This is a genomic window from Virgibacillus senegalensis, assembly GCF_000821245.2.
Taxonomy (GTDB): domain Bacteria; phylum Bacillota; class Bacilli; order Bacillales; family Amphibacillaceae; genus Sediminibacillus; species Sediminibacillus senegalensis.
Window position 1 is genome coordinate 331402 of record NZ_LN611423.1, and the last position, 25370, is coordinate 356771.

Annotated in this window: 27 protein-coding genes, 2 riboswitches and 1 other annotated feature; of the genes, 6 read left to right on the forward strand and 21 right to left on the reverse strand. The window is 44.4% G+C overall.

From position 1 onward, the window contains the following. The first annotated feature begins 80 nt into the window (after nt 1-80). Nucleotides 81-545, forward strand: a complete 465-nt coding sequence (locus tag BN1067_RS03075; RefSeq protein WP_053217444.1) for a GNAT family N-acetyltransferase — start codon at nt 81-83, stop codon at nt 543-545. 19 nt (nt 546-564) lie between these two features. Next, on the forward strand, nt 565-963 hold the full coding sequence (locus BN1067_RS03080) for a GNAT family N-acetyltransferase (RefSeq protein WP_053217445.1): 399 nt from the start codon (nt 565-567) through the stop codon (nt 961-963). A gap of 188 nt (nt 964-1151) precedes the next feature. Here BN1067_RS03080 and BN1067_RS03085 read toward each other — a convergent pair whose 3' ends face one another. The 4 genes from BN1067_RS03085 to BN1067_RS03100 form a co-directional block, all read right to left on the reverse strand. Continuing rightward, nucleotides 1152-1856 (reverse strand): TraR/DksA C4-type zinc finger protein, encoded by a 705-nt coding sequence (locus tag BN1067_RS03085; RefSeq protein WP_324777788.1) that lies wholly within the window; start codon nt 1854-1856, stop codon nt 1152-1154. A gap of 113 nt (nt 1857-1969) precedes the next feature. After that, complete coding sequence (locus tag BN1067_RS03090) at nt 1970-2422, reverse strand: GNAT family N-acetyltransferase (RefSeq protein WP_053217446.1); 453 nt, start codon at nt 2420-2422, stop codon at nt 1970-1972. Nucleotides 2423-2583: 161 nt separating this feature from the next. Further along, nucleotides 2584-3627, reverse strand: a complete 1044-nt coding sequence (locus BN1067_RS03095; protein ID WP_053217447.1) for a ribonucleotide-diphosphate reductase subunit beta — start codon at nt 3625-3627, stop codon at nt 2584-2586. A 16-nt stretch (nt 3628-3643) separates the two neighbouring features. After that, entirely contained in the window at nt 3644-5896 is a 2253-nt protein-coding gene (locus tag BN1067_RS03100; protein WP_053217448.1) for a ribonucleoside-diphosphate reductase subunit alpha, read from the reverse strand. Between the two features lie 239 nt (nt 5897-6135). Continuing rightward, nucleotides 6136-6329, reverse strand: a riboswitch (cobalamin riboswitch). A 246-nt stretch (nt 6330-6575) separates the two neighbouring features. On the opposite strand from BN1067_RS03100, the gene BN1067_RS03110 reads away from it, so the two are divergent. Continuing rightward, complete coding sequence (locus BN1067_RS03110; RefSeq protein WP_053217450.1) at nt 6576-7457, forward strand: NAD(P)-dependent oxidoreductase; 882 nt, start codon at nt 6576-6578, stop codon at nt 7455-7457. 37 nt (nt 7458-7494) lie between these two features. Here the strand turns inward: BN1067_RS03110 and BN1067_RS03115 are convergent, their stop codons facing one another. From BN1067_RS03115 to BN1067_RS03125, 3 genes are all read right to left on the reverse strand, one after another. Then, nucleotides 7495-7806 (reverse strand): hypothetical protein, encoded by a 312-nt coding sequence (locus BN1067_RS03115; protein WP_053217451.1) that lies wholly within the window; start codon nt 7804-7806, stop codon nt 7495-7497. Between the two features lie 10 nt (nt 7807-7816). Then, nucleotides 7817-8506, reverse strand: a complete 690-nt coding sequence (locus BN1067_RS03120; RefSeq protein ID WP_053217452.1) for a class I SAM-dependent methyltransferase — start codon at nt 8504-8506, stop codon at nt 7817-7819. Between the two features lie 195 nt (nt 8507-8701). After that, nucleotides 8702-8899 carry a cold shock domain-containing protein gene (locus BN1067_RS03125; RefSeq protein ID WP_053217453.1) on the reverse strand — a complete coding sequence of 66 codons (198 nt, stop codon included), beginning with the start codon at nt 8897-8899 and terminating at the stop codon, nt 8702-8704. Nucleotides 8900-9874: 975 nt separating this feature from the next. Here BN1067_RS03125 and trhO point away from each other — a divergent pair. After that, complete coding sequence (trhO, locus tag BN1067_RS03130; protein WP_053217454.1) at nt 9875-10849, forward strand: oxygen-dependent tRNA uridine(34) hydroxylase TrhO; 975 nt, start codon at nt 9875-9877, stop codon at nt 10847-10849. Between the two features lie 191 nt (nt 10850-11040). Beyond that, nucleotides 11041-11520: a glutathione peroxidase gene (locus BN1067_RS03135; protein WP_053217455.1), complete on the forward strand. Its 480-nt coding sequence runs from the start codon at nt 11041-11043 to the stop codon at nt 11518-11520. A 44-nt stretch (nt 11521-11564) separates the two neighbouring features. On the opposite strand, the gene BN1067_RS03140 is transcribed toward BN1067_RS03135, so the two are convergent. From BN1067_RS03140 to BN1067_RS03200, 13 genes are all read right to left on the reverse strand, one after another. After that, nucleotides 11565-11786, reverse strand: coding sequence for a hypothetical protein (locus BN1067_RS03140; RefSeq protein ID WP_053217456.1), 222 nt, complete (start codon nt 11784-11786; stop codon nt 11565-11567). Nucleotides 11787-12029: 243 nt separating this feature from the next. Further along, nucleotides 12030-13469: a proline--tRNA ligase gene (gene proS / locus BN1067_RS03145; protein ID WP_053217457.1), complete on the reverse strand. Its 1440-nt coding sequence runs from the start codon at nt 13467-13469 to the stop codon at nt 12030-12032. A 152-nt stretch (nt 13470-13621) separates the two neighbouring features. Then, nucleotides 13622-13822, reverse strand: a binding site (T-box leader). A 76-nt stretch (nt 13823-13898) separates the two neighbouring features. Next, nucleotides 13899-14219, reverse strand: a complete 321-nt coding sequence (locus BN1067_RS03150; RefSeq protein ID WP_053217458.1) for a DMT family transporter — start codon at nt 14217-14219, stop codon at nt 13899-13901. A 105-nt stretch (nt 14220-14324) separates the two neighbouring features. Then, on the reverse strand, nt 14325-14891 hold the full coding sequence (locus tag BN1067_RS03155) for a TetR/AcrR family transcriptional regulator (protein WP_110943279.1): 567 nt from the start codon (nt 14889-14891) through the stop codon (nt 14325-14327). Between the two features lie 114 nt (nt 14892-15005). Further along, nucleotides 15006-15332, reverse strand: a complete 327-nt coding sequence (locus BN1067_RS03160) for a hypothetical protein (protein ID WP_053217459.1) — start codon at nt 15330-15332, stop codon at nt 15006-15008. Nucleotides 15333-15501: 169 nt separating this feature from the next. Further along, nucleotides 15502-15969 (reverse strand): 6,7-dimethyl-8-ribityllumazine synthase, encoded by a 468-nt coding sequence (gene ribH / locus BN1067_RS03165; protein WP_053217460.1) that lies wholly within the window; start codon nt 15967-15969, stop codon nt 15502-15504. A gap of 19 nt (nt 15970-15988) precedes the next feature. Then, nucleotides 15989-17194, reverse strand: a complete 1206-nt coding sequence (locus tag BN1067_RS03170; RefSeq protein WP_053217461.1) for a bifunctional 3,4-dihydroxy-2-butanone-4-phosphate synthase/GTP cyclohydrolase II — start codon at nt 17192-17194, stop codon at nt 15989-15991. Between the two features lie 11 nt (nt 17195-17205). Further along, the gene (locus tag BN1067_RS03175) at nt 17206-17865 is read right to left on the reverse strand and encodes a riboflavin synthase (protein WP_053217462.1); all 660 of its coding nucleotides are present in this window, start codon (nt 17863-17865) and stop codon (nt 17206-17208) included. Further along, a complete protein-coding gene (ribD, locus tag BN1067_RS03180) occupies nt 17866-18969 on the reverse strand; it encodes a bifunctional diaminohydroxyphosphoribosylaminopyrimidine deaminase/5-amino-6-(5-phosphoribosylamino)uracil reductase RibD (protein WP_324777789.1) in 1104 nt (367 codons plus the stop codon). A 277-nt stretch (nt 18970-19246) separates the two neighbouring features. Further along, nucleotides 19247-19390, reverse strand: a riboswitch (FMN riboswitch). 168 nt (nt 19391-19558) lie between these two features. Continuing rightward, nucleotides 19559-20509: a UDP-N-acetylmuramate dehydrogenase gene (gene murB, locus BN1067_RS03185; protein WP_234400608.1), complete on the reverse strand. Its 951-nt coding sequence runs from the start codon at nt 20507-20509 to the stop codon at nt 19559-19561. 296 nt (nt 20510-20805) lie between these two features. Next, nucleotides 20806-21462: a TetR/AcrR family transcriptional regulator gene (locus BN1067_RS03190; protein ID WP_053217463.1), complete on the reverse strand. Its 657-nt coding sequence runs from the start codon at nt 21460-21462 to the stop codon at nt 20806-20808. Nucleotides 21463-21483: 21 nt separating this feature from the next. After that, nucleotides 21484-22497, reverse strand: coding sequence for an ABC transporter permease (locus BN1067_RS03195; protein WP_053217464.1), 1014 nt, complete (start codon nt 22495-22497; stop codon nt 21484-21486). Further along, nucleotides 22494-23213, reverse strand: a complete 720-nt coding sequence (locus tag BN1067_RS03200; protein WP_053217465.1) for an ABC transporter ATP-binding protein — start codon at nt 23211-23213, stop codon at nt 22494-22496. The genes BN1067_RS03195 and BN1067_RS03200 overlap by 4 nt, the downstream gene beginning before the upstream one ends. A gap of 206 nt (nt 23214-23419) precedes the next feature. On the opposite strand from BN1067_RS03200, the gene BN1067_RS03205 reads away from it, so the two are divergent. Next, nucleotides 23420-24256, forward strand: a complete 837-nt coding sequence (locus BN1067_RS03205; protein WP_053217466.1) for an STAS domain-containing protein — start codon at nt 23420-23422, stop codon at nt 24254-24256. 148 nt (nt 24257-24404) lie between these two features. Here BN1067_RS03205 and argF read toward each other — a convergent pair whose 3' ends face one another. Beyond that, on the reverse strand, nt 24405-25367 hold the full coding sequence (gene argF / locus BN1067_RS03210; RefSeq protein WP_110943280.1) for an ornithine carbamoyltransferase: 963 nt from the start codon (nt 25365-25367) through the stop codon (nt 24405-24407). Nucleotides 25368-25370 lie beyond the last annotated feature (3 nt).

Below are 25370 nucleotides of genomic sequence, written 5' to 3' on the forward strand. Positions count from 1 at the left end.
TTTCCCTTCGTTTCCGGGCCTCAAACCATCCACTTTCCTGTAACTTTGATACAATATAAGAAGAAGCAGGGGGGAGCATGATGGAAATCAACCACATTACGGACGATCAGGAAGCACCGATGGATTTACTTTTGCTGGCGGATCCAAACCAACAGCTGGTAGAGCAATACCTACAAAGCGGCCGCTGTTATACGGCCAATCAAAAGGATAGTATAATCGGCGTTTATATACTGGTGGAAAAGTCACCGGGAACGGCCGAAATTGCCAACATTGCTGTTCACCCGGACCGGCAAAACGAGGGGATCGGAAGAAAGCTGATCGACCATGCAATCGCCGAGTCCGAAAATCTTGGTTTTACCCAAATAGAAATCGGGACTGGAAATTCGAGCATTGGACAGCTCGCTCTTTATCAAAAGTGCGGTTTTCAATTGCAATCGATCATCCATAACTTTTTCACGGACCATTATGACCAACCGATTGAAGAAAACGGGATTATTTGCAAGGATATGATCCGTTTATCAAAGAAATTAGTACCAAGAGGATAAAACCAAGGGGGAAGGGTACATGGAAGTCGTAGTTGCAATCGAGGAAAGGATTTCGCGTGAGGAACTGGCCGGAGTGTTTGCCTCTTCGGGTATCAACCGTCCCTATCAGGACTTGGAACGTATGGATAAAATGATTGAACAAGCAGATTTGCTCGTTACCGCACGAAACAATGGCAAGTTGATTGGCATTGCCAGAGCCCTGACAGATTTTTGTTATTGCTGCTATTTGTCCGATTTGGCTGTCGACAAGGATTATCAGCACCAAGGCATCGGCAGACAGTTGATAGCACTAATTCAAAAAGCAATCGGCGAAGAGACCGCTTTGATATTACTATCCGCGCCCCCAGCCATGGAATACTATCCGAAAGCAGGATTTCAAAAAGCAAGCAACGCCTTTCTCATCCCACGGAAAAAATAAAAAGGAAAAGCCATTCCAGGGAAGAGGAATGGCTTTTCCTTTTTGATTCAGTTTGTTTCGTTTATTTCTGGCGAAAAAGCGAGGTTCGAACGAAATCCGCCGCTTTGCGCGGCAATGTCGAACCACTCCCTTTGCGGGGGCGCAGTTCCTACGTTGCTTCCGGGTGTTCTTCGCTCTTCTCTGCCCTACTAGTCGTAAAGGATGGAGTTGACTTCGTTTTCGTCGAGGTAGTCTTCGTATTTTTCGTGAACTGGGTTTACGCCGCTGAAATTCCCATGGATATCGGCTGTCAGGAAGTTTTCGATTTCTTCCGTAGCACTAACAAGCTCGTCGGAGTTGAAAAACATATCCTCGTAATCCTTTTCCGTGTCATAAAAGTCGGACGGGCTTTCGGATGAGCCATATTTGGCGACCCGCTGCCAGGAATCCTCTGCATCAAAGATGGTGGATTCTTCTTCCTCAACCTCTGTCTCCATTTCATTGACACTCGGATGGATGACATCCTCTTCTGCGGGCCGATCAGTGGAAATGTCTTCTTCGGCATGCTCCAGGCACCGGCTTGTCGTCGGCATTGCTTCCAGTCGTTCAAATGGAATTTCTTTTCCGCAAACTTCACACATGCCATACCGGCCTGCCTGAATGTTAGCCAGGGCATGATTGATATCCTTCATTTCCCGCTCTGCATGATCATTCAGGGCTATATCCTTTTCCCGTTCAAAAAGCTCTGATCCATGGTCGCCGGGATGGTTATCATAATTTGATAAATCTCCCATTGATTCCTTGATCAATTCATACTGTGTTCCATAATGATCCTCTAGATGGTCGGCCAAGTGTTTCTTGCGTTCAGACAACATCTTTTCACACTTTTGCAGCTGTTGTTGCGTCAGCACCATTATCGCCTCCTGCTATGAAAGACCATGCAGAACATTCTTAGTATATCCGAAAACAATCCCCCCACCGATTAAGATTATGGAAATTAGGGACTGACCCCCAACGATCTACCACGCTACTGTGGTATAGTGGTGAGCAGCATGTCGACGTGGGGAATGCCGTCGTCAAGGTAGACTTCTGATATTTCTTTGAATCCAAAGGAAGCATAAAAGTGGCGCAGGTATTCCTGTCCCTGGATTTTAATCGTTGTTTCCTGCCATTCTTCGGTAATATGGGAAATGGCTTTTTGCAAGAGCTGCTTGGCATAACCACTTCCCCGGTATGATTTATGTACCAACACTCTCCCGATGGAAGCATATTCATAAACCGTTCCCTTTGGGAGCAGTCGTGCATAGGCTACAATGCTTTCCCCATCCTTGCAAAACAAATGAACTGCTTGATAATCGTGCCCATCCAATTCAGGATATGGACAGTGCTGTTCCACGACAAACACATCGATCCTTGTGCGAATAATTGTATAAAGTTCTTCTGTGTCCAGCTCTTCGAATGATTTGCTGATCCAGTCCATCAAAGTCCTCCCTTGTTTAGCATGCTGCGAAGCAGCAAAGTATATGTGTACTGTACAGTAATACTTTCACCAATAAAAACACATTTGTAAAGCTTGATGGTTAAGAAAACATAAAGAAAATCCCTTACTGAGAATCAGCAGGGATTTTCCTTCGGATCGCATTACAAATCGTCAAACCCATTGTCGGTGTAATTTACTTTTGTATATTGACGGGACTTCTGCTCAAAGAAGTCTGATTTGCCCAAATCCACTTCCTCATACGCTTTAATCCACCGAAGCGGATTTTTGTCTATTTCCGGATAAGGCTTTTCATATCCGAGCTGCTTGCAGCGTGTATTCCCATAAAATTTGATGTAGTTTTCCACATCCTGCAAGAGAATACCATCAATTTTGTTACCGATTATATGCCGCGCCCATTCCGTTTCCAGCTGTACAGCTTGCTTGAAAGTATCGTAAACAAAGGTTTCCAGTTCCTTTGTGTTGTACTCCGGATGCTCAGCAAGTACTTCTTTGAAAATCCGGACAAACAAATCGACATGCAGTTGTTCGTCACGATTGATGTAATTGATCATCGTGGAAGTAGCCACCATCTTCTGGTTCCTTGCCAAATGATAGAAAAAGGCAAAACCCGAATAAAAGAACAATCCTTCCAAAATCACATCAAAGACCACCGATTTCAGCAGATTATCGACCGTCGGTTCCTCGGCGAAAGCCCGATAACCGTCCGTGATAAAGTCATTACGCTTTTCCAGGATCGGTTCGGTCCGCCAAAACTCGAATACTTCGTCTTGCTCTTGTTTGGACACAAGGCTGGATAATACATACGAATACGAATGATTATGAATAACCTCTTGCTGGGCAAGGATAATCATCAATGCATTCAAACTTGAATCGGTCAAATAGTCGGCCACCTTGCCCGCATAATCCGTTTGAATACTATCCAGCAGCGCCAACAACCCGATGATTTTCAAAAAAGCATCCTTTTCATCTTCAGACAATCCCGGAAATTGCCGCATGTCCTGAGACATGTTGATTTCGAATGGTGTCCAAAAATTTGAAAGCATCTTCTTGTATTTAGGATACGCCCACGCGAAACGTACATCATCCCAATTCAGTATATTGGAGCTTTTTCCATTAATAATGCTGGTTGAATTGTTCGGCGCTGTCTTGTCCATGATATTTCGTTTATTCAATGATACAACCATCGTCATTCCCCTCCCTTTAGCTTGAACATGATTCACAGTCAATCAATTCAGATGAAGTCGAACGTAAATAATAAGTCGTTTTAAGACCAGATTCCCAGGCGTCCAAGTGAAGGCTCAGCAATTCTTTGGCCTGAATCGTGTTGGGAACGTATATGTTGAAGGATACACTCTGGTCAATATGCTTCTGTCTTGCTGCGTTCTGCCTGATGCTCCAGTGCTGGTCGATAAAGTAAGCCGATTTATAATACCACGTGGTTTCGGCGTTCAAGTCCGGTGCAGTAACCGGGATCTTGTAATCCTTTTTCTCCTCGGCATAAAACTTTTGGAAAATCGGATCAATACTTGCCGTACTACCCGCGATAAGGGAAGTCGATGAATTCGGTGCGACTGCCATTAAATAGCTGTTGCGGATTCCGTGTACCTGTACCTCTTCCTTTAACAAGGACCAATCATGATTTGACTCCATATCAGCCGTATAACCCTTATTCTCAAAGTACTTGCCGGTTTGCCAGTCCGAGCCCGGAAATGCCGCAAAGGCACCCTTCTCTTTTGCCAGCTCCATACTTGCCCGGATGGTCAGAAAAGCAATCTTTTCATATAACTCGTCTGCGTAGGCAACCGCTTCTTCGCTTTCCCATCGAATACCTTTCAAGGCCAGGAGATGATGCCATCCAAACGTTCCCAGCCCTACTGCCCGGTATTTTTGATTGGTTAGCTGCGCCTGTAAAACCGGAATGGTATTCAAATCAATCACATTATCGAGCATTCTGACCTGGATGGGAATCAACCGTTCCAGCACATCTTCGGTTACAGCCTTGCCCAAATTTACTGATGACAAATTACAGACTACAAAGTCTCCAGGCTGTTTATTGATAACGATTTTTCCGTCCACTGTCTGCTGCTCTTCCATCACAGTCGGACTCTGATTTTGCGTGATTTCGGTACAAAGATTACTCGAATAAATCATGCCCAGGTGGCTGTTCGGATTTTGGCGGTTGACCTCATCCCGATAAAACATGAAAGGACCACCCGTTTCGAGCTGACTTTTCAAAATTCGTTTCATCAATTCAATGGCAGGGACTTCCTGCTTGCTAAGATGTGGATTGTTGACACATTCCCAATACTTTTTCCTGAAGCTTCCCTCGCCTCTCGATTCGTCAAAATAATCCTCAAGTGAATACCCCATTACCGCCCTTACTTCGTGCGGATCGAACAGGTACCAGCTTTCTCTTTTTTCCACTTGCTCCATAAAGAGATCCGGAAGGCATATACCTGTGAACAAATCATGGGTCCGGTACCGCTCATCTCCATTGTTCAACTTCGCATCCAGAAAAGACGAAATATCTTTATGCCAAATATCGAGATAGACACATATTGCTCCCTTGCGCTGGCCGAGCTGGTCGACACTTACCGCCGTGTTGTTCAACTGTTTCATCCATGGGAGAACACCGGAGGAAGCACCGCTAAAGCCTTTGATTGCACTTCCCCGGCTCCGGATTTTCCCTAGATAAACCCCGATTCCGCCGCCGTTCTTCGACAGATTGGCAATATCGGTATTGCTGTCGAAAATGCCCTGCAGACTATCATCGACTGTATCGATAAAACAACTGGACAGTTGGCCGTAGCTTTTTCCGGCATTGGAAAGGGTTGGTGTCGCAACGGTCATGTATAAGTTACTCAATGCCCAATATGATTCTTTGATCCGATTTATTCGTTCAGCTGCCGGTTCATTTTTCATCAAGGTCATGCAAATAATCATAAACCGTTCCTGAGGCAGCTCATACACCTTCCCGTGGTAATCCTTGGCGATATAGCGGTCTGCCAGTGTCCGTAATCCAATGTAGGTGAACAGCTTGTCTTTCTCTGGATCGATAGCTTGTTCGAGTTCCTTTATCTCTTGCTCACTGTACGTCTCAAGCAAAAAGCGATCATAAATACCGATATCGGTCAAATGACGGATAAGATCGACAAACGGGCCGTAATGTCTCGACGGATCATGTCCCCTGTTCGCAGCCGCCTCCTGATACAACTGCTGCAAATATAATGCAGCTGCTGCATAGGTCCAATCCGGGGCATTTTCGTCAAGATTAGCCAATGCCTCCAAAATCAGCTGGTGGATCCATTCATCATCCGGCAGCCACGGTTTTTGCTCCAAAACTTTGTCGCCGTGTTTAAACAAGGCTGGAATATCCAAATCCGGAAAGCGGTCGGCTATCCCCTTCGCCATCTCTTTTTTCCAATCGTTCCGTTTGATTTCTGTTTCAATCATTGCTTGCTCCTCCTTTATAATCCACTAGAATCGGGCGGAAGGTCGCAGTGATTCTTTCCGTGAAAGAGCTTGTCCTGATGACTGTTGCTGTATGTATGCCCTGCCTCCGGTAAAAGAACGTTTTAGCGCATTAAAAAACCGCCCATGAGACATGGACGGATTGAAAACGACAGCCACAAAATGGCATGAGAACAGCCACTTCTTCCCTATCGTTTTCACTCCCCAGTCCCCGAAGAAATGAAACGCTACAAGAAAAGGCAGGTCTCCTGACTTGTGCTTCTCCCTACTAGAGCCCTTCCCAAACCGGCGCCGTTAAGCAAATCGGTTTAGTGGAACTTCTCGTTCGTCCACACTTACAGTTGCGGGGACAGTTCCGGTTTTTCACCGGATTCCCTTTTAAGACAAAGGTGTCACCTAATCTTGCATAGAATCAATATATAGTATTAATTTTAAAATAAAACAACAATATATTGTGTTAATTAAACTTTATCATAATCCTTTTTTTCTTGCAATCCAAATTATCGGCCGGTTTATGATTGCTTCATGGATAAAGCCTGTCGTCATGCGGGAAAATGCAGATTTTAAATTTTTTTGTCGATGTATCTGCATTTCTTGAAAAGGAATTTTGGCTTTTTTATCGAATTGTGTTAAGGATAAAAGACAGAAAGGAAGGATGTTCATGGTCCTGACAAAAGAAACAGTCGTTGGTTTTATCGGTAGCGGCGTTATGGGGAAAAGCATGGCTGCCAACCTGCTTGATGCCGGTTATCAATTGAATATATATACACGGACAAAAGCGAAGGCCGCTGAACTTGTAGAAGCCGGGGCCGTCTGGAAGGAAAGTACTGCTGACCTTGCAGCCGAGTCAAATGTAATCATTACCATGGTCGGCTACCCGTCTGATGTAGAAGAAGTTTATTTTGGTGCCCACGGGATTTTAGCTCACGCCAAGGCAGGCAGCTTCGTCATCGATATGACTACTTCCAAACCAAAGCTTGCTGAAAGAATCAGCAGAGAGGCGGCTGTAAAAGGAATGGAGGCAGTGGATGCACCTGTCTCGGGTGGGGACATCGGGGCAAAAAACGGGACACTCGCCATCATGGTCGGCGGGTCTGAAGATACTTTCCAAGAATTAAAACCGATATTGGAGATACTTGGCAGCAATATCGTCCACCAAGGCCCCGCCGGATCCGGTCAGCATACAAAAATGAGCAACCAAATTACGATTGCTTCCAATATGATCGGGGTTTGTGAGGCGATCACCTACGCGGAAAAGGCTGGCCTGAATCCGGAACGAGTGTTAAGCAGTATCTCTACAGGAGCGGCAGGAAGCTGGTCGTTAAGCAACCTTGCTCCACGGATGATTGCCGGCGATTACGATCCGGGTTTTTATGTCAAACACTTTATTAAAGATATGAAGATCGCGCTCGAGTCTGCACAGGAGATGGGACTGCTTACCCCTGGATTGGAACTCTCGTTGTCTCTGTATCAAAAACTTGCCGAGTCAGGCGGTGAAGATTACGGAACCCACGCTTTGATTAAATTGTTCAGAGCTCAATAAAAAAGCAGTCCACCGCTTTCATGCGGGTGGACTGCTTCTATTCTTTTTCCCGTTTTTCCCGCTTTTCGATTTCCCTGTTCACGATAAAAGCCAAATCGTCATTTCCGAATAACTGCAACACGTTCAAAACAGTGGAGTCCGGTATATGTTCTGATTCCAGTTTCGGAACTAATAACTCCAAGGTCTTTTCCAATTCTTTATTATTGCTCTGAGCTGGATAGGCTTCACGATAAAGCTCTTCAGGCTGAAGATCGTTATTGATACACCATTGGGCAAAAACAAGGATCATCATGTTCTCATCCTGGCGATATTGCTCGATTATTTTTTCTTCCATCTCTTTCTTGTCCATCTCCGTCACCTCATTCCTTTTGAAACAAAAACAGCCACATAAAGCTCAATGCCTGTTGCAATTCTTCCGGTAAACTGGTTGCCTCTTTTTCAGATACACCCTTTTTATAGACGGGTTTACCACCGGTGGTCTTCCAGCCGATCTCCTCTTCCACGAGTCTTTTTAACTCCCACGGCATCATGGTATTACAAATGACCTTCTCTCCATATAATCGGGGATAACTGTTATTTCGAGGACCAGCTGTGGGACCCAACAAACCGATGCATACTTTTCCACCTGTTTTTAATACTCTATCTAACTCCTGCAATGCATGCAACGGATTCTCGGCCCATTCCAAAACATTGATTCCCATAATTCCGTCGAAACGTTCGTCCGCAAAAGAGAGATGGACGATGTCTCCCTGGACGAAGGATAACTGATTGCCGTCAACAAGCTGTTCTGCCTTAGCAATCATCTCTACTGATAAATCCATACCAATCACGTTGTATCCGGCTCGCATCAGTTTATAGGAACCATAACCATCGCCACAGCCAACATCCAAAACGGAAGCACCTGCATCCAAATATCGATCAAAAAATGGAATAATTTCCTTTCTGCTGCCTTCATCCCACATGGCTTTGCTGTTTTGATTCCAAAAAGATGCCCGGCCGTCCCATTGTTTCCCGGCTGCCTGATGCCAATCAAACGTCTTATCCTCCATTATTGGTCCTCCTCCGCCTTCACAGAATTTCTTATTCCACGAAACATATTTCTATTTTATCGCGTTTGCCCGATAAAGAAAACTTGCTGATTAGCGAGGCTGAAAGGACAGGTTAGTAGCCGGATTTATAGCCTCTTCCCTTAGACTTGCCCATAAAAAAAGTGCATCAGAAGATGCACTTTTTTGTGTGGTCCATTATAAAGGTTGAACATTAGCTGCTTGCGGTCCGCGGTCGCCCTCGACGATGTCAAACTCGACATCTTGACCTTCGTCCAACGTTTTAAAGCCCTCTGTCTGGATAGCAGAGAAGTGTACGAATACATCATCACCGTCTTCTCTCTCGATGAATCCAAAACCTTTATCGGCGTTAAACCATTTTACTTTTCCTGTCATGGAAAGACCTCCTTCTTACAAAAATGCAGGGTGCAAAAATCACTTTTCCCTTACATCTCTTTATTGTGAAAGAAATGGGAAAGAAATATTCAAATCCCATTTTCATTATTTTTCATTTCCACTTTTCCTTTCTTTTAAACCCTATGATTCCTAATGATTACTTTTAAAAACAAGTTGCTGTGAAATGTTTTTACATTTTACCTGCAAGTGACCATTCTAAACGGAAGATGTTGTGAATTTAATGGTAATAACCCTTGTTATTCAATAAAATCTGATAAAGCAAAATCAATTTCTGAACTAATGTACATTTCAATTTCCATAATCATTCAATAGTTTTGAGAAGATAGTAAGGAGTCCTTTTGTGATAGTCACTTGTTGCTACCACTTCCAGGTTTCTTTTGTTCTCCTGGTTCACTCATCATAAATTTCAAATTGTACATTCATACATATAAAAATGGGTTCAATTATCCACGCTTGTCCATTTCGAAATTCTTCATCCCACATAAGATGTACTATCCGTAAAAAGGTGGTGATAAGTATGGGATACCAAAAGCACAAGAAACACAAGAAACACAAAAAGCACAAAGTAAAGGTTATTTGTAAAAAATGTATCTTTAAAGACTAAAACTCTTGGTAATGTTTAAACTTATAACAAGGTAAGGGGAAAAAATACCCTTACCTTTTTTGTGTCTACAACACTTAGGTACCCCCTTCTTTGCTGCCACCAGTTCACCTCCAGCCGATAAATAATTAAAGTCGTCTCCAGGAATCGATTTCCAGTATGCAATTAGATCACGATATCCAACCAAAAGTCAGTTTTTAGGATAAATCTGGTTGCAAATCAATTATTACCAGCAACAGTGGGTTGAGTTTAGAGGTTAATCCGTGATAGAATTACGTCTGGCAAGAGTATAAACGAATAATTCACCTTAAACATTTATATCTTGCAAATATGAATTGATAGGTGGTAACAAAATGGAAAATCAAGAAAAGTACCAAGTATTGTTGTATTATAACTACGTGACAATCGATGATCCTGAGACTTACGCAGCCGAACATCTCAAGTATTGTAAAGAACTTGGATTGAAAGGTCGTATTTTGGTAGCCGAAGAAGGTATTAACGGCACGGTCTCTGGAACAGTGGAACAAACCAATAAATATATGGACGATATGCACGCTGATCCACGTTTTGCCGACATGGTCTTCAAAGTGGATGAATCTGACGGCCACGCGTTCAAAAAAATGCATGTGCGTCCGCGTCCGGAGCTTGTTACCCTTCGCCTGGAGGATGACATTAACCCGAATGAAACAACCGGTCAATATTTGAGCCCGCAAGAGTTTTATGAAGCGATGCGAGATGAAAATACGGTGGTATTGGATGCACGGAATGATTATGAGTATGACCTCGGTCATTTCCGCGGCGCTATCCGTCCCGATATTGAAACATTCCGGGAACTACCTGAATGGGTGAAAGAAAATAAAGACAAGTTGGAAGGCAAAAAAGTCCTTACCTACTGTACCGGCGGTATCCGTTGTGAAAAATTCTCCGGATGGCTGGTAAAAGAAGGCTTTGAGGATGTCGGCCAATTGCACGGCGGAATCGTTACCTATGGTAAAGATCCGGAAGTACAAGGCGAGCTATGGGACGGTCAGCTTTACGTATTTGACGAACGAATTTCCGTACCAGTCAACCGCAAAGAACATGTAGTGGTAGGAAAAGATTTCTTTGACGGTCAGCCATGCGAACGCTATGTAAACTGTGCAAACCCTGAATGTAACCGCCAGTTCCTTTGCTCGGAAGAAAATGAACACAAGTACATGCGCGGATGTACACACGAATGCCGTGTATCTCCACGAAATATGTATGTAGAAGAGCACAATTTATCCGAAGAGGAAATCCAAGCAAGACTGGAAAGAATCGAACGTGAAGATGGAGTAGCCCATCAATAATAGATTTTTTAAGACGGCCTTTTCGGCCGTCTTTTTTGTATGCTAAAAGGCGATAAATTGTCGGAACATGGACAAGTCCGTTATTTACTCCCTATGTTCCTCATGAACCCGGTTTTCTTTTTACATATTGAGCATTCCTTATCAGATTGGCAAAGGTTTATGCTATCCTACAATAAAGGAGGCGTCTACGGATGAATATATATGATTTTTCTGCCACTTCGATTACTGGCGAAGACATCTCACTGGAGCATTACAAGGGACAAGCAATGCTGATTGTCAATACTGCAAGTAAGTGCGGCTTCACTCCTCAGTATCAAGGGCTGCAGCAGTTGTATGATACCTATCGGAACCAAGGGTTTGTCATATTGGGATTTCCAAGCAACCAATTCATGAATCAAGAACCCGGAGACGAGAAAGCCATCCAGGACTTTTGCCAGATGAATTATGGGGTCACCTTCCCGATGTTCAGCAAGCTTGATGTCAAAGGAAAAAACGCCCATCCGCTATTTACCTATCTAAGTGAGCAAGCCCCCGGCGTCCTTTCCGGACAGATCAAATGGAACTTCACCAAGTTTTTAATCGATAAAAATGGGAATGTCATCAAACGGTATGCCCCATCGACCAAACCGGAAAGCATCGAATCTGATATCCAACAGCTTCTCACTTCCTAAAAAAGCTGCGATCCCCCCCTGAGGGAGTAATCGCAGCTTTTGAATTATTGATCCTTTTCTTTTTCTTCTTCGGTTTCAATATCTTTATAGGAAGTCGTTTTCTTTCTGTCCGCTTTTTCATCTTTTTCAACTAAATCGACTGGAAAGTCTTCCTGCGGTTCGGCAAACGTATCGCGTTCGTCCTGTTTTTTCTTCGACTCCTTGAACTTTATTTCTTCTTTCTGGTCCGGGAGCAAACTACCCCGTTCACGTTCTGACTTGTCCATCACAACCATCCTCCTCTTTGTTAGAAATCTTACTTAACTGTTCCCTTCACAGGGAGGATGACAAACCTTTTTCTAATCAATCAACATTTAACGTGGTGGCTTCGCTCCGTGTTTCCTTTATCTCCTGCGAAACAGCGGAAGTTCGAACGAAAACCGCCGCTTTGCGCGGCAATGTCGAACCACCCCCTTTGCGGGGGCGCAGTTCCGTACGTTGCTCTCGGGTGTCCTCCGCTTTTCTATCTATCAATATGCTTTGGCCCAGTAGACTAGTTCTTTTGCTGGTTTTTGGCAGCATACGCAGGTGTCAGCGACTTTTTCTTGTTCAAATGGGATACAGCGGGAGGTGGCGGTGGTTTCTTCTTTTATCTGATCCTCGCATTGCTGGTCTCCGCACCACATCGCTTTGATAAAGCCTGGGTTTTGGTCAAGGTTCTGTTTGAACTCTTCCATGTTTTTGGCAATGCTCGTTTTCTCTTCCCGATGCTGCTTAGCTTTCTCAAACAAGCTTTGGTGAATATCCTCGAGCAGTTCCGGAATCACGACTTCAAGCTCATCGATTGGCGTAAACTGTTTTTCTCCGGTATCTCTGCGAACCAGTACGGCTTGCCCTTTTTCGATGTCTTTCGGTCCGATTTCCAAGCGGATTGGAACACCCTTCATTTCGTATTCATTAAACTTCCAGCCAGGCATTTTATCACTGGCATCGATATCGACCCTGGCGATTCCGCTAAGCTGTTCTTTCAATTGATAAGCTTTATCGAGCACCCCTTCTTTATGTTGAGCGATTGGTACGATCATCACTTGTTTGGAAGCAATCCGCGGTGGTACTACCAAACCTCTGTTATCACCGTGAACCATGATCATCGCTCCGATAGATCTAGTTGTGAACCCCCATGAGGTTTGATGAACAGGCTGCAATTCACCTGCTTCATCGGTATACCGAATATCGAATGCTTCGGCAAATCCGGTTCCTAAATGGTGGGAGGTACCAGCCTGCAGCGCTTTTCCATCATGCATAAGGCTTTCGATCGTCAATGTATAAGCTGCCCCTGCAAATTTTTCTTTTTCTGTTTTCTTCCCTTTCAAGACCGGAATTGCCATATAGTCCTCAAATACACTGGCATATACATCAAGCATTTGCCTTGTTTCCTTGGCCGCATCCTCATGTGATGCATGACAGGTGTGCCCTTCCTGCCAAAGGAATTCTAGCGAACGTAAGAATGGCCTGGTGGTTTTCTCCCAACGGACTACGTTGCTCCATTGATTGTACAGCTTGGGAAGATCCCGGTAGGAATGAATAATTTTCGAATAATGCTCAGCAAAAAGCACCTCAGAGGTCGGACGGACAACCAGCCGTTCCTGTAATTCTTCATCCCCGCCATGCGTTACCCAGGCTACCTCCGGCGCAAATCCCTCAATGTGGTCTTTTTCCTTCTGCAGCATGCTTTCTGGAATAAATAAAGGAAAATACATGTTTTCGTGTCCCGTTTCTTTAATTTTTGCATCGAGGATATCCCGAATATTTTCCCAAATCGCATAACCCTCTGGTCGGATGATCATCGAACCTCTGACTGGACCATAATCGACTAGATCAGCCTGTTTTACGACGTCGGTGTACCATTGTGCAAAATCCTCTTCCATTGCGGTGACTTTTTCAACAAATTGCTTATTTTTCTTGGCCATATGCAACCACCTTTTCTATTCATCATTTTATATTTGTCCTTACATAAATAAACCCGTCTGACTATCTTCTGCTTTCATTGATCAAAATCAAAAACAGAAAGGTATATCCCAACCCTAATCCCAAATAAAATACAAAAAACCCCGATCCCTGTAAAAGGGACCGAGGTTTGGTGGTACCACCCTTGTTCGCAGGCTACCCTGCGCACTCTTTTTGATAACGGATGTCTCCGCTTGTATCTTTATCGATACCGGGCTCGGAGGCAGGTTCCTGGACAGCCGCATGGAAATTCTCACCAACCATTTCCTCTCTGAAAACCGCTTATCTCAGTACTAATCCTCGTCATCGCTTTTTTTACAAATTCAAATGTATAAATACTATATGGATTTACCGGCCCCTTGTCAAGTTGTCCCCGTTTGGGAAGCCGAAAATCAGGCTCCGTGTGGTATATTCAATACAACGACGCCGATTACAATCGCAGTCACCCCAACCAGCGTTTGAACGGAAAACTGTTCTTTCCAAAAAATAATGCCAATCATCACCGTCATAACCGTACCGATGCCTGCCCACATAGCATACGTAAGCCCCATCGGCAGGCTTTTCAATGCCAATGCCAGAAAGTAAAACGATGCACCATAGCTCGCGATTGCCGTTACAGCAGGGATTACCTTCGTAAATCCTGCTGACATTTTAAGCATGGAACTACCGATTATTTCGCTGATAATCGCTCCTGCCAATAGTAAATATGCCATCCTGCATACCTCCTGCCTACTAGATGATGGTATCTTCCTAAAAAAACACGGAAACTCAAAACGTTTCTATCGTTTACTCAGCCAAAAAGGAAAGAATAAAAGCACCTATCTTTTATTCTCCGGAATCAGTCCGTAAAGTAAAATATCGACTATTTGGGACAAAGCCTCTGCCACGGTAATATTATTTTTATTAAAGAAATGCTGGTCTAATGTCGTATTGATTGCTTCAACCAATACTTTCATAATAACGGAAACGGAATAGTCAGAAGAGATTTCTCCTGTTTCCATCCCCTGTTCAATCAATTGCTGCAAATCCTCCCAGTCTTCTTGGAGTGCTTCGTCAATCTTCACCCATAAATCGGGATAATACCGTTTCATTTCATCCAGTACCGGCCGATCGTAGATTTGGTGATATTCAGGAAGCACTTGCATGAGCTGCTTGATTTTATCGATGAATGGAATAGCATCATCTGCTAGCAATTGATTCGTCTTCTGATCTGTCTCTTCTAAAATATTGTCTACAATGGTTTGGACAATCTCTTCTTTCGAGGAAAAATGTTCATAAACGGTTTTTTTACTAATCCCAAGTTGATTGGTGATATCATCAACCGTGAAACGCATCCCGCTTTTCTGTATTTCCTCGACAACCTGCTTGATAATTCTCTCTTTCACAATAGGTCCCCTTCTAAGCCATTTCCACTGAGTAAATCACGGAAACTCATTTAGTTTTTCTGGTTTCCATTCTATAGCAGGCCTTATTATTTGTCAATCTAGCGCTTTTTTATACTAAACCACTACCTGACCGCCATATCTCTCGGCAACCTGTTCGGCCATTTCAGGGATAAGTTTTAGATTCCACTCTGCCTTACGATTATCCGCTATTTCCAGTGAAATCCTGCCGTGCTTTGGCCAATAGGTGACTTCCAGAACTCCTTTCTGTCTGCCCTTCTTCGTGTGCCAATGGTAACAACCTTTCTTCGTACTTAAGGTGGTTCTTTGGGTAATGGTCAAAGCGAAGTGCTCGATCAATTCTTCGATTTCCTCGCACAAAAGCTCTTCATCCATAGGCTTTACCTTGCTCACATCACTATCAACTATTTCATACGTGATCATGGAACCCCTCCTCTATATGGTTACCTTATCATAAATTGAAGTACATTTCCTTTTCTTGGCTGATATGGAAAATGCTTTTCCAACTTACTCTTCTATCGCATAATGAAAAGACATAAAAACCGTGCATCCTTCAAGGTCTGGATGCACGGCATTCGGTCATTATTGGGAATTAGGAAAGGTTTTTTAACAGGTTGGCCATTTCAATGGCTGAAACGGCAGCTTCTGCCCCTTTGTTGCCGGCTTTGGTTCCGGCTCTTTCGATTGCTTGTTCGATGGTGTCGGTCGTAAGCACGCCAAATATGACTGGCAAATCTTCCTGCATGGATACATTCGCCACTCCTTTTGATACTTCACTGCTTACATAATCAAAGTGTGGCGTGGAACCTCTAATCACTGTACCTAACGCGATAACCGCATCGTATTTCTTAGATGCAGCCATTTTTTTCGTAACAAGGGGAATTTCAAAAGCGCCTGGAACCCAAGCGATCGATACATTTTCTTCCAGTACTCCATGTCTTCTCAATGCATCCTGTGCACCGCTTAATAATTTGTTCGTGATGAATTCGTTGAACCTTCCAACTACGATTCCAATCTTTAAGTCTGTACCTACCAGGTTTCCTTCATAAATGTTTGTCATTATTATATCCTCCTTAAGATCAGTTGCTACTGTGAAAATTAAATAAATGATCCAGCTTCGCTTTTTTCGTTTGCAAGTATTTTTCGTTGTTCTTATTTGATTCTATTTGAATGGCTTCTCTCTCTGTCACTTCCAAGCCATAATCGTTCAACCCGGAAATTTTTCTTGGGTTATTGGTCAAGAGCCGAAGCTTTCGGACTCCAAGATCCTTTAACATTTGTGCGCTTACTGCATAGTCGCGCAGGTCTGCCGGAAAGCCAAGCTGATGGTTTGCTTCGACAGTATCAAAACCTTGTTCCTGCAGCTTGTATGCTTTCAACTTATTCAGCAAGCCTATGCCTCTGCCTTCCTGACGCATATAAATCAAGACGCCTTTTCCTGCTTCCTCGATTTGTTGCAAGGCCCGTTCAAGCTGCGGGCCGCAATCGCAGCGTTGGGAACCAAAAACATCACCGGTTAAGCATTCTGAGTGGATGCGAACAAGAACCGGCTCGTCCGGTTGAATCTCCCCTTTATACAAGGCAAGATGCTCTTTGCCGGTAAACTTTTCCGTAAAAGCAGCCAATTTAAATTCCCCATAGGCTGTCGGTAGATTGATCGTTATTTCTTTGTTGATCAATACATCATTTACTTTGCGGTAGGTAATTAAGTCTTTTATCGATATCAGGGATAAGTCAAATTGTGCTGCCATCTCCTCCAGCTCCGTCAGCCTTGCCATGGTGCCATCGGGGTTCATGATTTCGCAGATAACACCTGCAGGTTTCGAACCGGCAAGCCTGGCCAGATCGACCGCTGCCTCTGTATGACCGGGACGTTCCAGGACCCCTGCCCGTTTTGCCACCAATGGGAATACGTGGCCCGGACGTTTAAAGGAAGCAGCCTCTGTTTCCTCATCGATCAATTTTTGAATGGTCAATGCGCGATCGTAAGCACTTATTCCAGTATCGGTTTCCTCGTGGTCGACACTGATGGTAAACGCCGTACCAAAGTTATCACTGTTTTCTTCGACCATAGCCGGCAGGTGCAGTTTGTCGGCCAGCTCTTTGTCCATGGGAGTGCAGATAAGCCCTCTGCCTTCCTTAGCCATGAAATTGATGGACTCGGGGGTGGCATGCTCGGCAAGCATAACGAGGTCGCCCTCATTTTCCCGGTCTTCATCGTCTACCACAATGATCATTTTTCCAGCCTGCAAGTCTTCTAGTGCTTGTTTTATTGTTTGGAACATAGCTAGTCCTCCTAATCTAAAAAACCAAATTGCTCTAATTTTTCCGTCGTGATATTCGCGGAAGATCCTGCAGCGGGCTGATATTTTGCCGTCAACAGGCGATCGATATACTTTGCGAGTACATCGTATTCAATGTTCACGGTTTCTCCTGTCTGTTTTTCAGCGAGAATCGTCGCCCGTTGGGTTTCAGGAATCAAAGATATCGTAAAACCGGAAGCATGCACGGCGAATACGGTCAAAGAAGTGCCGTCCACTGAAATCGAGCCCTTTTCCGAAAGGTAAGGAAGACCTTCTTCCGGGACTTCAATGGTTATATATAAGGCATTTGCCTCTCGCCACTGTTTCACGATTGTCCCGACAGCATCCACATGGCCGGAGACAAAATGGCCTCCAAACCGATCACGGGCTCGCATTGCCCGCTCCAGATTCACATAGGATCCAGTGGTCACTCCGGACAAAGAGGAGGTGCGGAATGTTTCGGGGATGACATCTACTGTAAAGCCATCCTCTTGATAAGACGTTACCGTCAGACATACTCCGTTTACGGAAATACTGTCACCAATACTTACGTCTTCTGTTACCGTGACAGCCGCTATACTCATGGTCAGCGACTCCCGCTTACGCTGGATTGATGTAACTTTTCCCTTTTCTTCCACAATGCCGGTAAACAATTACTCCGCCTCCTTTTTCGGTGTGGCAATGATCTTGAGATCGCTGCCGATCCGTTCGACTGATGTAAAGTCAAGCTGCTTTGCTTGTCCCATTCGCTCCGGCGAAATGCCGCCAACCGCTGGAAAAGCATCACTTCCACTAAGCAGAAGCGGCGCTATATACCAATGGCACTCGTCGAACAGTCCAGCTTTTACAAAAGATCCATGAAGGGTGCTTCCACCTTCCACATAGACCGACTGAATCCGTTGCTCACCCAGTAATGTTAATACGGAGATGAGTTCTATTTTCTCGGTATCCAGCTGCCAAACTTTCACGTGTGGTTTTGCCAGCTTGGACTGCTTTGTATCCGCAGTTGATCCGCATATGATCCAGGTGGGCGCTTCCGGGCTAGTTAGTAGATTGCTGTCGGCAAGGATGCGCAAATCATTGTCCAGCACGATCCGAACCGGCTGTTTACCGCCTTCTGGCAGTCTGACTGTCAAATGTGGGTCATCAGCCAAGACCGTTCCAATTCCGACAAGTACAGCATCGTGAAGATCACGCTGCCGATGAACGTCCTCTCGTGCTTCTTCCGATGTTATCCAGCGGCTGTCCCCGGTACTTGTAGCAGTTTTTCCATCAAGGGTCATTGCCGCTTTCAAGGTAACAAATGGAAGCTTCTCCCTGATTTGCTTGAAGAACCGGCGATTCAGGTGGATAGCCCTTTCCTCTCTTAAGCCAACCTCGACCTCGATTCCTGCCTGGCGCAGTTTCTCTGCTCCACGACCGGCCACTTCCGGATTAGGATCCAAACAAGCAATATAAACCTTCGCTAATTGATGTTCGATGATTAAATCTGCACACGGCGGTGTTCTGCCATGATGGGAGCACGGTTCCAGGGTCACGTACATGACTGCCCCCGCTGCCGCTTCCCCAGCTTGTCTCAAAGCATGGACCTCGGCATGGCCACTACCTGCCTGTAAGTGGCTCCCCATCCCGATAACTCTACCGTCCTTCACGACTACAGCACCGACAGAAGGATTCGGGCTGGTTTGGCCGAGAGTTACTTCTGCCAACGCCAATGCTGTATCCATATACGTTTCATTCGATGCCAAATCTTTCACCCTCTCGTTTCCTGAGGCCTGCAATTCCTTTGCCACGGTTTTAATTTTATATTGGCGATTTTCTTCGTTTGCATTCTAGCTCAAAATTACTTAACACTTTTCAGTTAAACTTTTTACTGCCTGAAGATACAAAAAAGCCCCGGTGGTTGCCGGGGCTTATCATTCAATAACGGGAAGCTGAGACGGTCCCAAAGAATACGGCAAAGAAATGCAGCGGCATGCTTATGCCCCGCAGCTTCCTTCCGCACCTTAAACACACGTCACAACAGTGCTTATTCACTTCCTTTTCCCATCCAGACTTTAACTGTCGGCTTTGGAATCTCACCAAATCCACCGCTGCTTGCGCAAGCGGGTCACGGACTGAGGACAAACAATGTCCATCACCGTCGGTCGGGAATTACACCCTGCCCCAAAGGAATTTTTTATTAAGTTAAGGTCATCATAGCATGATTCAAAAAAAATTGCATCCGACAAAGCTTATCCAAAAATATCCGAACAAAGCTCTTAAAATAGAAGGTCTCTTCCCTTCCTGCCTTTAAGACAAACAAAAAGACAGCAGGTTCCATGAATGGGTTCTGCTGTCTTGACTTCAATTTTTCTTTATTGATTGTACGGTTTCTGCATCGGCATCTTCCCCGATAATTTTCACTTCTCTTTCCAGAAATACCCCGAATTTTTCTTTCACTGTTTTTTGTACCAGTTCGATCACCGAAATATATTCGGTCGCCGTCGCATTGTTTTTGTTGACGATAAATCCTGCATGCTTCGTCGAAACTTCAGCGCCTCCCACTCCTTTGCCTTGCAGCTCACTGTCCTGGATCAACTTGCCGGCAAAATAGCCTGGCGGGCGTTTGAAAACACTGCCGCACGAAGGATATTCGAGAGGTTGCTTGGATTCCCTTTTATACGTCAGATCGTCCATCACCGCTTTAATTTCTTGATAATTACCCGGTTCAAGCTTGAACTGGGCTTCTAACACGATATATCCTTTATCAGGTATGTTGCTAGTGCGGTATTCAAGATCGAGATCTTCAGCCGCAAGCGTCAATAATTCTCCCTCTGGATTGACGACAACCGCTTTTTCCAAAACATCCTTGATTTCCCCGCCGTAAGCGCCTGCATTCATAAACAAAGCGCCTCCTACTGTTCCGGGAATCCCGCAAGCAAATTCCAAACCAGTCAATTGCTCCTTTAATGCACGGCGCGATACCTCGATGATGGCAGCCCCGCTCTGGGCATAAATGGTCTGATCGTCCACCCTGATTTCCTGAAAGCGTTTCTGGCTCATCACGATTCCGCGAATCCCGCCATCCTTCACAATCATGTTAGAGCCATTCCCCAGAAGGGTGAATGGAATATTGTTCCGTTTGGCCAGCTTGACAAGCTGCTGAACCTCGGAAAATGTTTCCGGCGTAACCAGAATATCCGCTTTTCCGCCAAGCCGGGTGTACGTGTGGTTTTTCAGTAATTCATCCAGCATTATATTTTCTTCAGACGTTATATGGGCTATTTCCTGATAAACATGTTGGATATTTATCAAATTAAATCATTCCTTTAAAATTCCTCTTCGTTGATGGGACTAACAATACAAAATCCCTTTATTCCATAACTTCCATTATAACAGTTGCCCTTGCCAGCGCCAATACCGACTTTGCAAGCCATACATTAATCCATTAAAATTTTATGTCTCCACTCCTGCATTGGTGTCTGACCAACCATTACTCCCTATCACCTACCCGCTGATCAACCAGTCAAACATCGGCCAGTTTTTGTTCTCCCATTAAACACAACGTTAAAGCGAGCAAAAAACAACCTTTCAAACGCTAGTATTGATAGTTACGCTTCAGCTTCAATCCCCTTCATAATAAAGCTGATGATATTATCTACTTCCTGCTCCTCATCCCACTCTGCGTCTGGATTCAAGATAAAGCGGGTAATGATGAAGCCTAATATGGGAGAGACAATACATCGGACCATCGTTTTAAGCGGCATTTGCTTCAGCCTTCCTGCTTTCTGGAACCCTGTAATCGTCTCCTTAATCTTCGGGTAAACCTGTTCGAGAAAGGATTCCTCTACGGTCTTCTTTATTTCAGGATGAAAAGCAAACTCCTGCAGCACGATCCGCAGAATCGCCACATTCTGTCTGGCAAAATCCAGCCGGTTATAAATGAATACGCTTAGTAAGTCTTCAAAACCATCAAACTCCCGATTAAATATATGTTCAACCATGTTACTGGCAAACACAGGGACAGCAAACTTTAAAACGCCTGGTTTCACAATCGCCAACAATAAATCTTTTTTGGCCGGGTAATGGCGAAAAATCGTTCCTTCCGCTACCCCGGCGCGTTTGGCGATTTCACTTGTGGCTGTTGCCGCATACCCTTTTTCAGCGAATATTTCGATTGCGGCAGCCAGTATGTGTGCTTGCTTTTCGGTTAATCGGATTTCCTGATCATCCACTTTCAATAATTCGTGTAAATACGATTCCTGCATATACGGACCCCCGCCTCATGATTATTTTCGGTATGCTCTAAGTGTACTAAGATTTAAAAGAATAAATAATAGAGAAAAGCCGAGAATGACATACATATCTACCTGTACATCTGGCAATCCGTTTCCTTTGATCATGATTTCCTTGAGAGCATCGGCACCATAAGAAATCGGCATGATATATTCCAAATAAGCTACCCAGTCAGGTGCGTTTTCCAGACTAAACAAGCCGGAGAAAAACGCTTGCGGTACGATGACAAGCGGGATGAATTGAATTAGCTGAAATTCGTTTTTGGCAAAGGAAGACAACAGAATGCCAAGCGTCAGTGCACTCAAAGAAAGCAGCATGGTAATCAGGATAACATGCCACAAAGATCCGTTGAGTGGAATTCCCAAAACATAAACGGCATATAACGCGACGATGAACGATTGAATCACTGCGAAGAAACCGAAACCGCTGATGTATCCGACAATGATCTCCCATCCCTTTAGAGGCATGGCAAACATCCGCTCCATTGTACCCTGGGACCTTTCTCTTAAAAAAGAAATACCGCCTACTAAAAAAACGAAGAAAAACGCAAAGAATCCAATTAGCACCGGTCCTGTATAGTCAAATGTTGTTTCTGCCAAGTCTTCGTACAAGTAATCAATGGAAATTTCCGCAGCCGGTCCATTCGTTTGAGATGCCAATACCTGTTGCAGACCCATTTTAACCGCCTCTGTTTGATTGGGTTTGCTGTTGTCTGCTATGATATGGATACTATTTTCTTCTACACTAAGAATGGCATCGATTTCCGAATCGGCAAGCTTCTGCTCTGGATCGTCCACATCCACTATTTCCAATTCGCTCTTTTCTATCACTTCTTCCAGCTGCTCAGGAACATCTTCCAGCGCAAGCTTCGGTTGATAAGTCTCCTGGTCGAGTACCAGCCAAGTCAAGGTCAATATCAACAAAGGAGCTGCAATCATCAATGCGAGCGAACGCTTATCGCGCTTAAATTGACGGAGAATCCGGACAAATATTGCCTTTATTCTCATATTCTCTCCCTCCCATACACCAAGAAAGCCTGCTCAATCGAATCTGTACCGGTTTCCTGTTTTAACGTGTCAGGAGAACCATGCGCCATAATATGTCCGTCCCTTAGCAAGCCTAGCTGGTCACATCGGTCCGCTTCGTCCATCACATGGGTGGTCACAATAATGGTGGTCCCTTGCTGTTTTAAATCGGCAAACTTGGCCCAGATTTTATTGCGCAATACCGGGTCAATTCCAACCGTTGGTTCATCAAGTATCAACAGCCTCGGGTGATGGATTAATGCAGCCGCCAAGGATAAGCGCCGCTTCATGCCTCCGGAGAATCCTTGCACTACTTTTTGTTTGCTGTCTAATAAATCTACATCTGCAAGAACTTGTTCGATGCGGATAGCTGCCTGCTTTTTGGGAACGCCGTAAACGGAGGCGAAAAAAGCAAGATTTTCCTGAGCAGTCAACTCGTGATAGAGCGCATCGGCCTGGGCCATATAACCTATAGAGCCCATCGTTTGCAAAGAAGGCATCCTTGTCCCGGATACATACACTTCCCCTTTGTCAGGGGTTAACGTACCAACAATAGATTTTACTAGAGTCGTTTTTCCAGATCCTGAAGGTCCAAGCAACCCAAAAATTTCTCCAGTTTGTATTGAAAGGTCGACATTCAGCAAAACCTTTTGTTTTCCGAATGCATGTGTTACTTGCTGCAATTCCACGATTTCCATTTTCTCCACCCCTTCTGGTGAGTGATTACTCACTTACATACTATGGGATTCTCCATCCGTTTACAACATTTACTTCTCAAGTAGGACCGAAAGCACCCTATCAATTTTAACTTCCCATGCATTTTGGTATAATAGAATCACCAACAAAGAAGTAATTAATATCTTTTTCACATCATTCCCATTTATGGAAAGGAAAGTGAATTATTTTGGAATGGCATTACGAGGAAGGAATGGAAATCAAAGATTTTCTTACCCTTAACAGACCAATATTTGAGAAAAAACTGCTAAATGAAGCAGTGAATGTCCGCGATAAGATTGAAGAAATCCGTGTTATCGGTAATATCAACCTTTTGGATAACGCCCTCAAGATTGTCCTCTATGTCGTAGAAGACAAAAAAGATGAAGTGGTGGCATTTGCAAAACAGGAAGGAATTGCATGGGCCAATTATTCCTTGACACTGGCATTCAAACTCGAATGGGTGCAGGCCATCCGCAGAACCTTGTGGGTTGCCTTACAAGAATATGAAATACAAGCTGGATTAGAAGTGAACCGGGAACGATTCTACTACACGGAGAGCAAAATCAATGCATTGATTGACGAATTCCTAAACGGCTTTTTCATCAGTTACTCCAAATATAAAGACGAATTGATTGAAGCTCAACGTGAATTGGTCGCAAATCTCTCTGTTCCGATCATACCGGTTACGCCGAATGTATGTATTTTACCCTTGATAGGAGAAATTGACTTTTCCCGTCTCAACACAATTGAAGAAAAAGTATTAATGGAAATCGGCAGACTGCGCATTCGTACGCTTATTATGGATTTGTCAGGGATATTGCAAATGGAAGGCGAGATTGCACCAAACTTTTTGAAGCTTTTGGACGGCATCAGCATGATGGGTTGTACACCTGTTATTACAGGACTTCGCCCGGAAACCGTTCGGAAGATGATGGAATTAAACTTAGTTTTCGAACGCAAAGCAGAAATTAAAGGAACTTTACAGCAGGCGCTAGATGAGTATTTGGTAAGTACTATTACTTGAGTACATATCCAGATGTCTGGTTAGCAGGTCTTTTAAATCAGAGGGGTACCCAATCAATTGCATCATTGATTGGGTACCCCTTTAGTTTTCCCTATTAGAATTTCATAACAATCTTTTCCATCTTGCAACTTTAATCCCGAAAGACTATCTATTTTCCCATCAGGGCAGTCAGTAACGCTTTTTGCGCATGGAGCCGATTTTCCGCCTGTTGGAAAACGACAGACTGTTTTCCGTCGATTATTTCCGCTGTTACTTCTTCCCCGCGATGGGCAGGAAGACAATGCATAAAAACGGCATCAGGATGGGCTAGATCAAGTAAATCCTTGTTTACCTGGTAATCGGCAAAAGCTAATTCACGTACCGATTGCTCACTTTCCTGCCCCATACTTGCCCAGACATCCGTATAAACGACGTCCGCCTGGTCAACAGCAGCTTGAACATCCGAGGTGACTTCAATCTTACTTCCACTATGTTTTGCGATCGATTGGGCATTTTGGATGACAGGTGTTTCCGGCTGATATTTATCCGGGGCAGCTACACTAACATTCATCCCCATGATTGCGCCACCTAGCATCAAGGAATGGGCCATGTTGTTACCGTCACCGATATAAGCGAGTTTGACGCCATCGAGACCACCTTTGACCTCCTCTATAGTCTGCATGTCTGCCAACACCTGGCACGGATGATAGCTGTCGGTCAATCCGTTGATGACTGGAATCGAAGCATTTTCAGCCAGTTCCTCGACTACTTGCTGAGAAAAAGTACGGATCATGATACCGTCCAGATAACCAGACAATATTTTTGCTGTATCCGAAATCGGTTCTCCTCTGCCGATTTGGATGTCATCCGAACTTAAAAACAATCCCATTCCGCCTAATTGATACATGCCTACTTCAAAGGAGACGCGGGTACGGGTGGAGGACTTTTCAAAAATCATTCCCAGGGTTTTGCCCTGTAAGGGCTTTTCTTCCTTCCCCTGTTGACGTTGCTTCTTCAAATAAGCAGCCAATTCTAGCAAATAATTGATTTCCGGTTTGCTGTAATCAGCAAGCGTTAAAAAATCCCTTCCCGCCAGCCGCTGCTGCATGCTGATTTCTTTCGTCAATCCCATCCT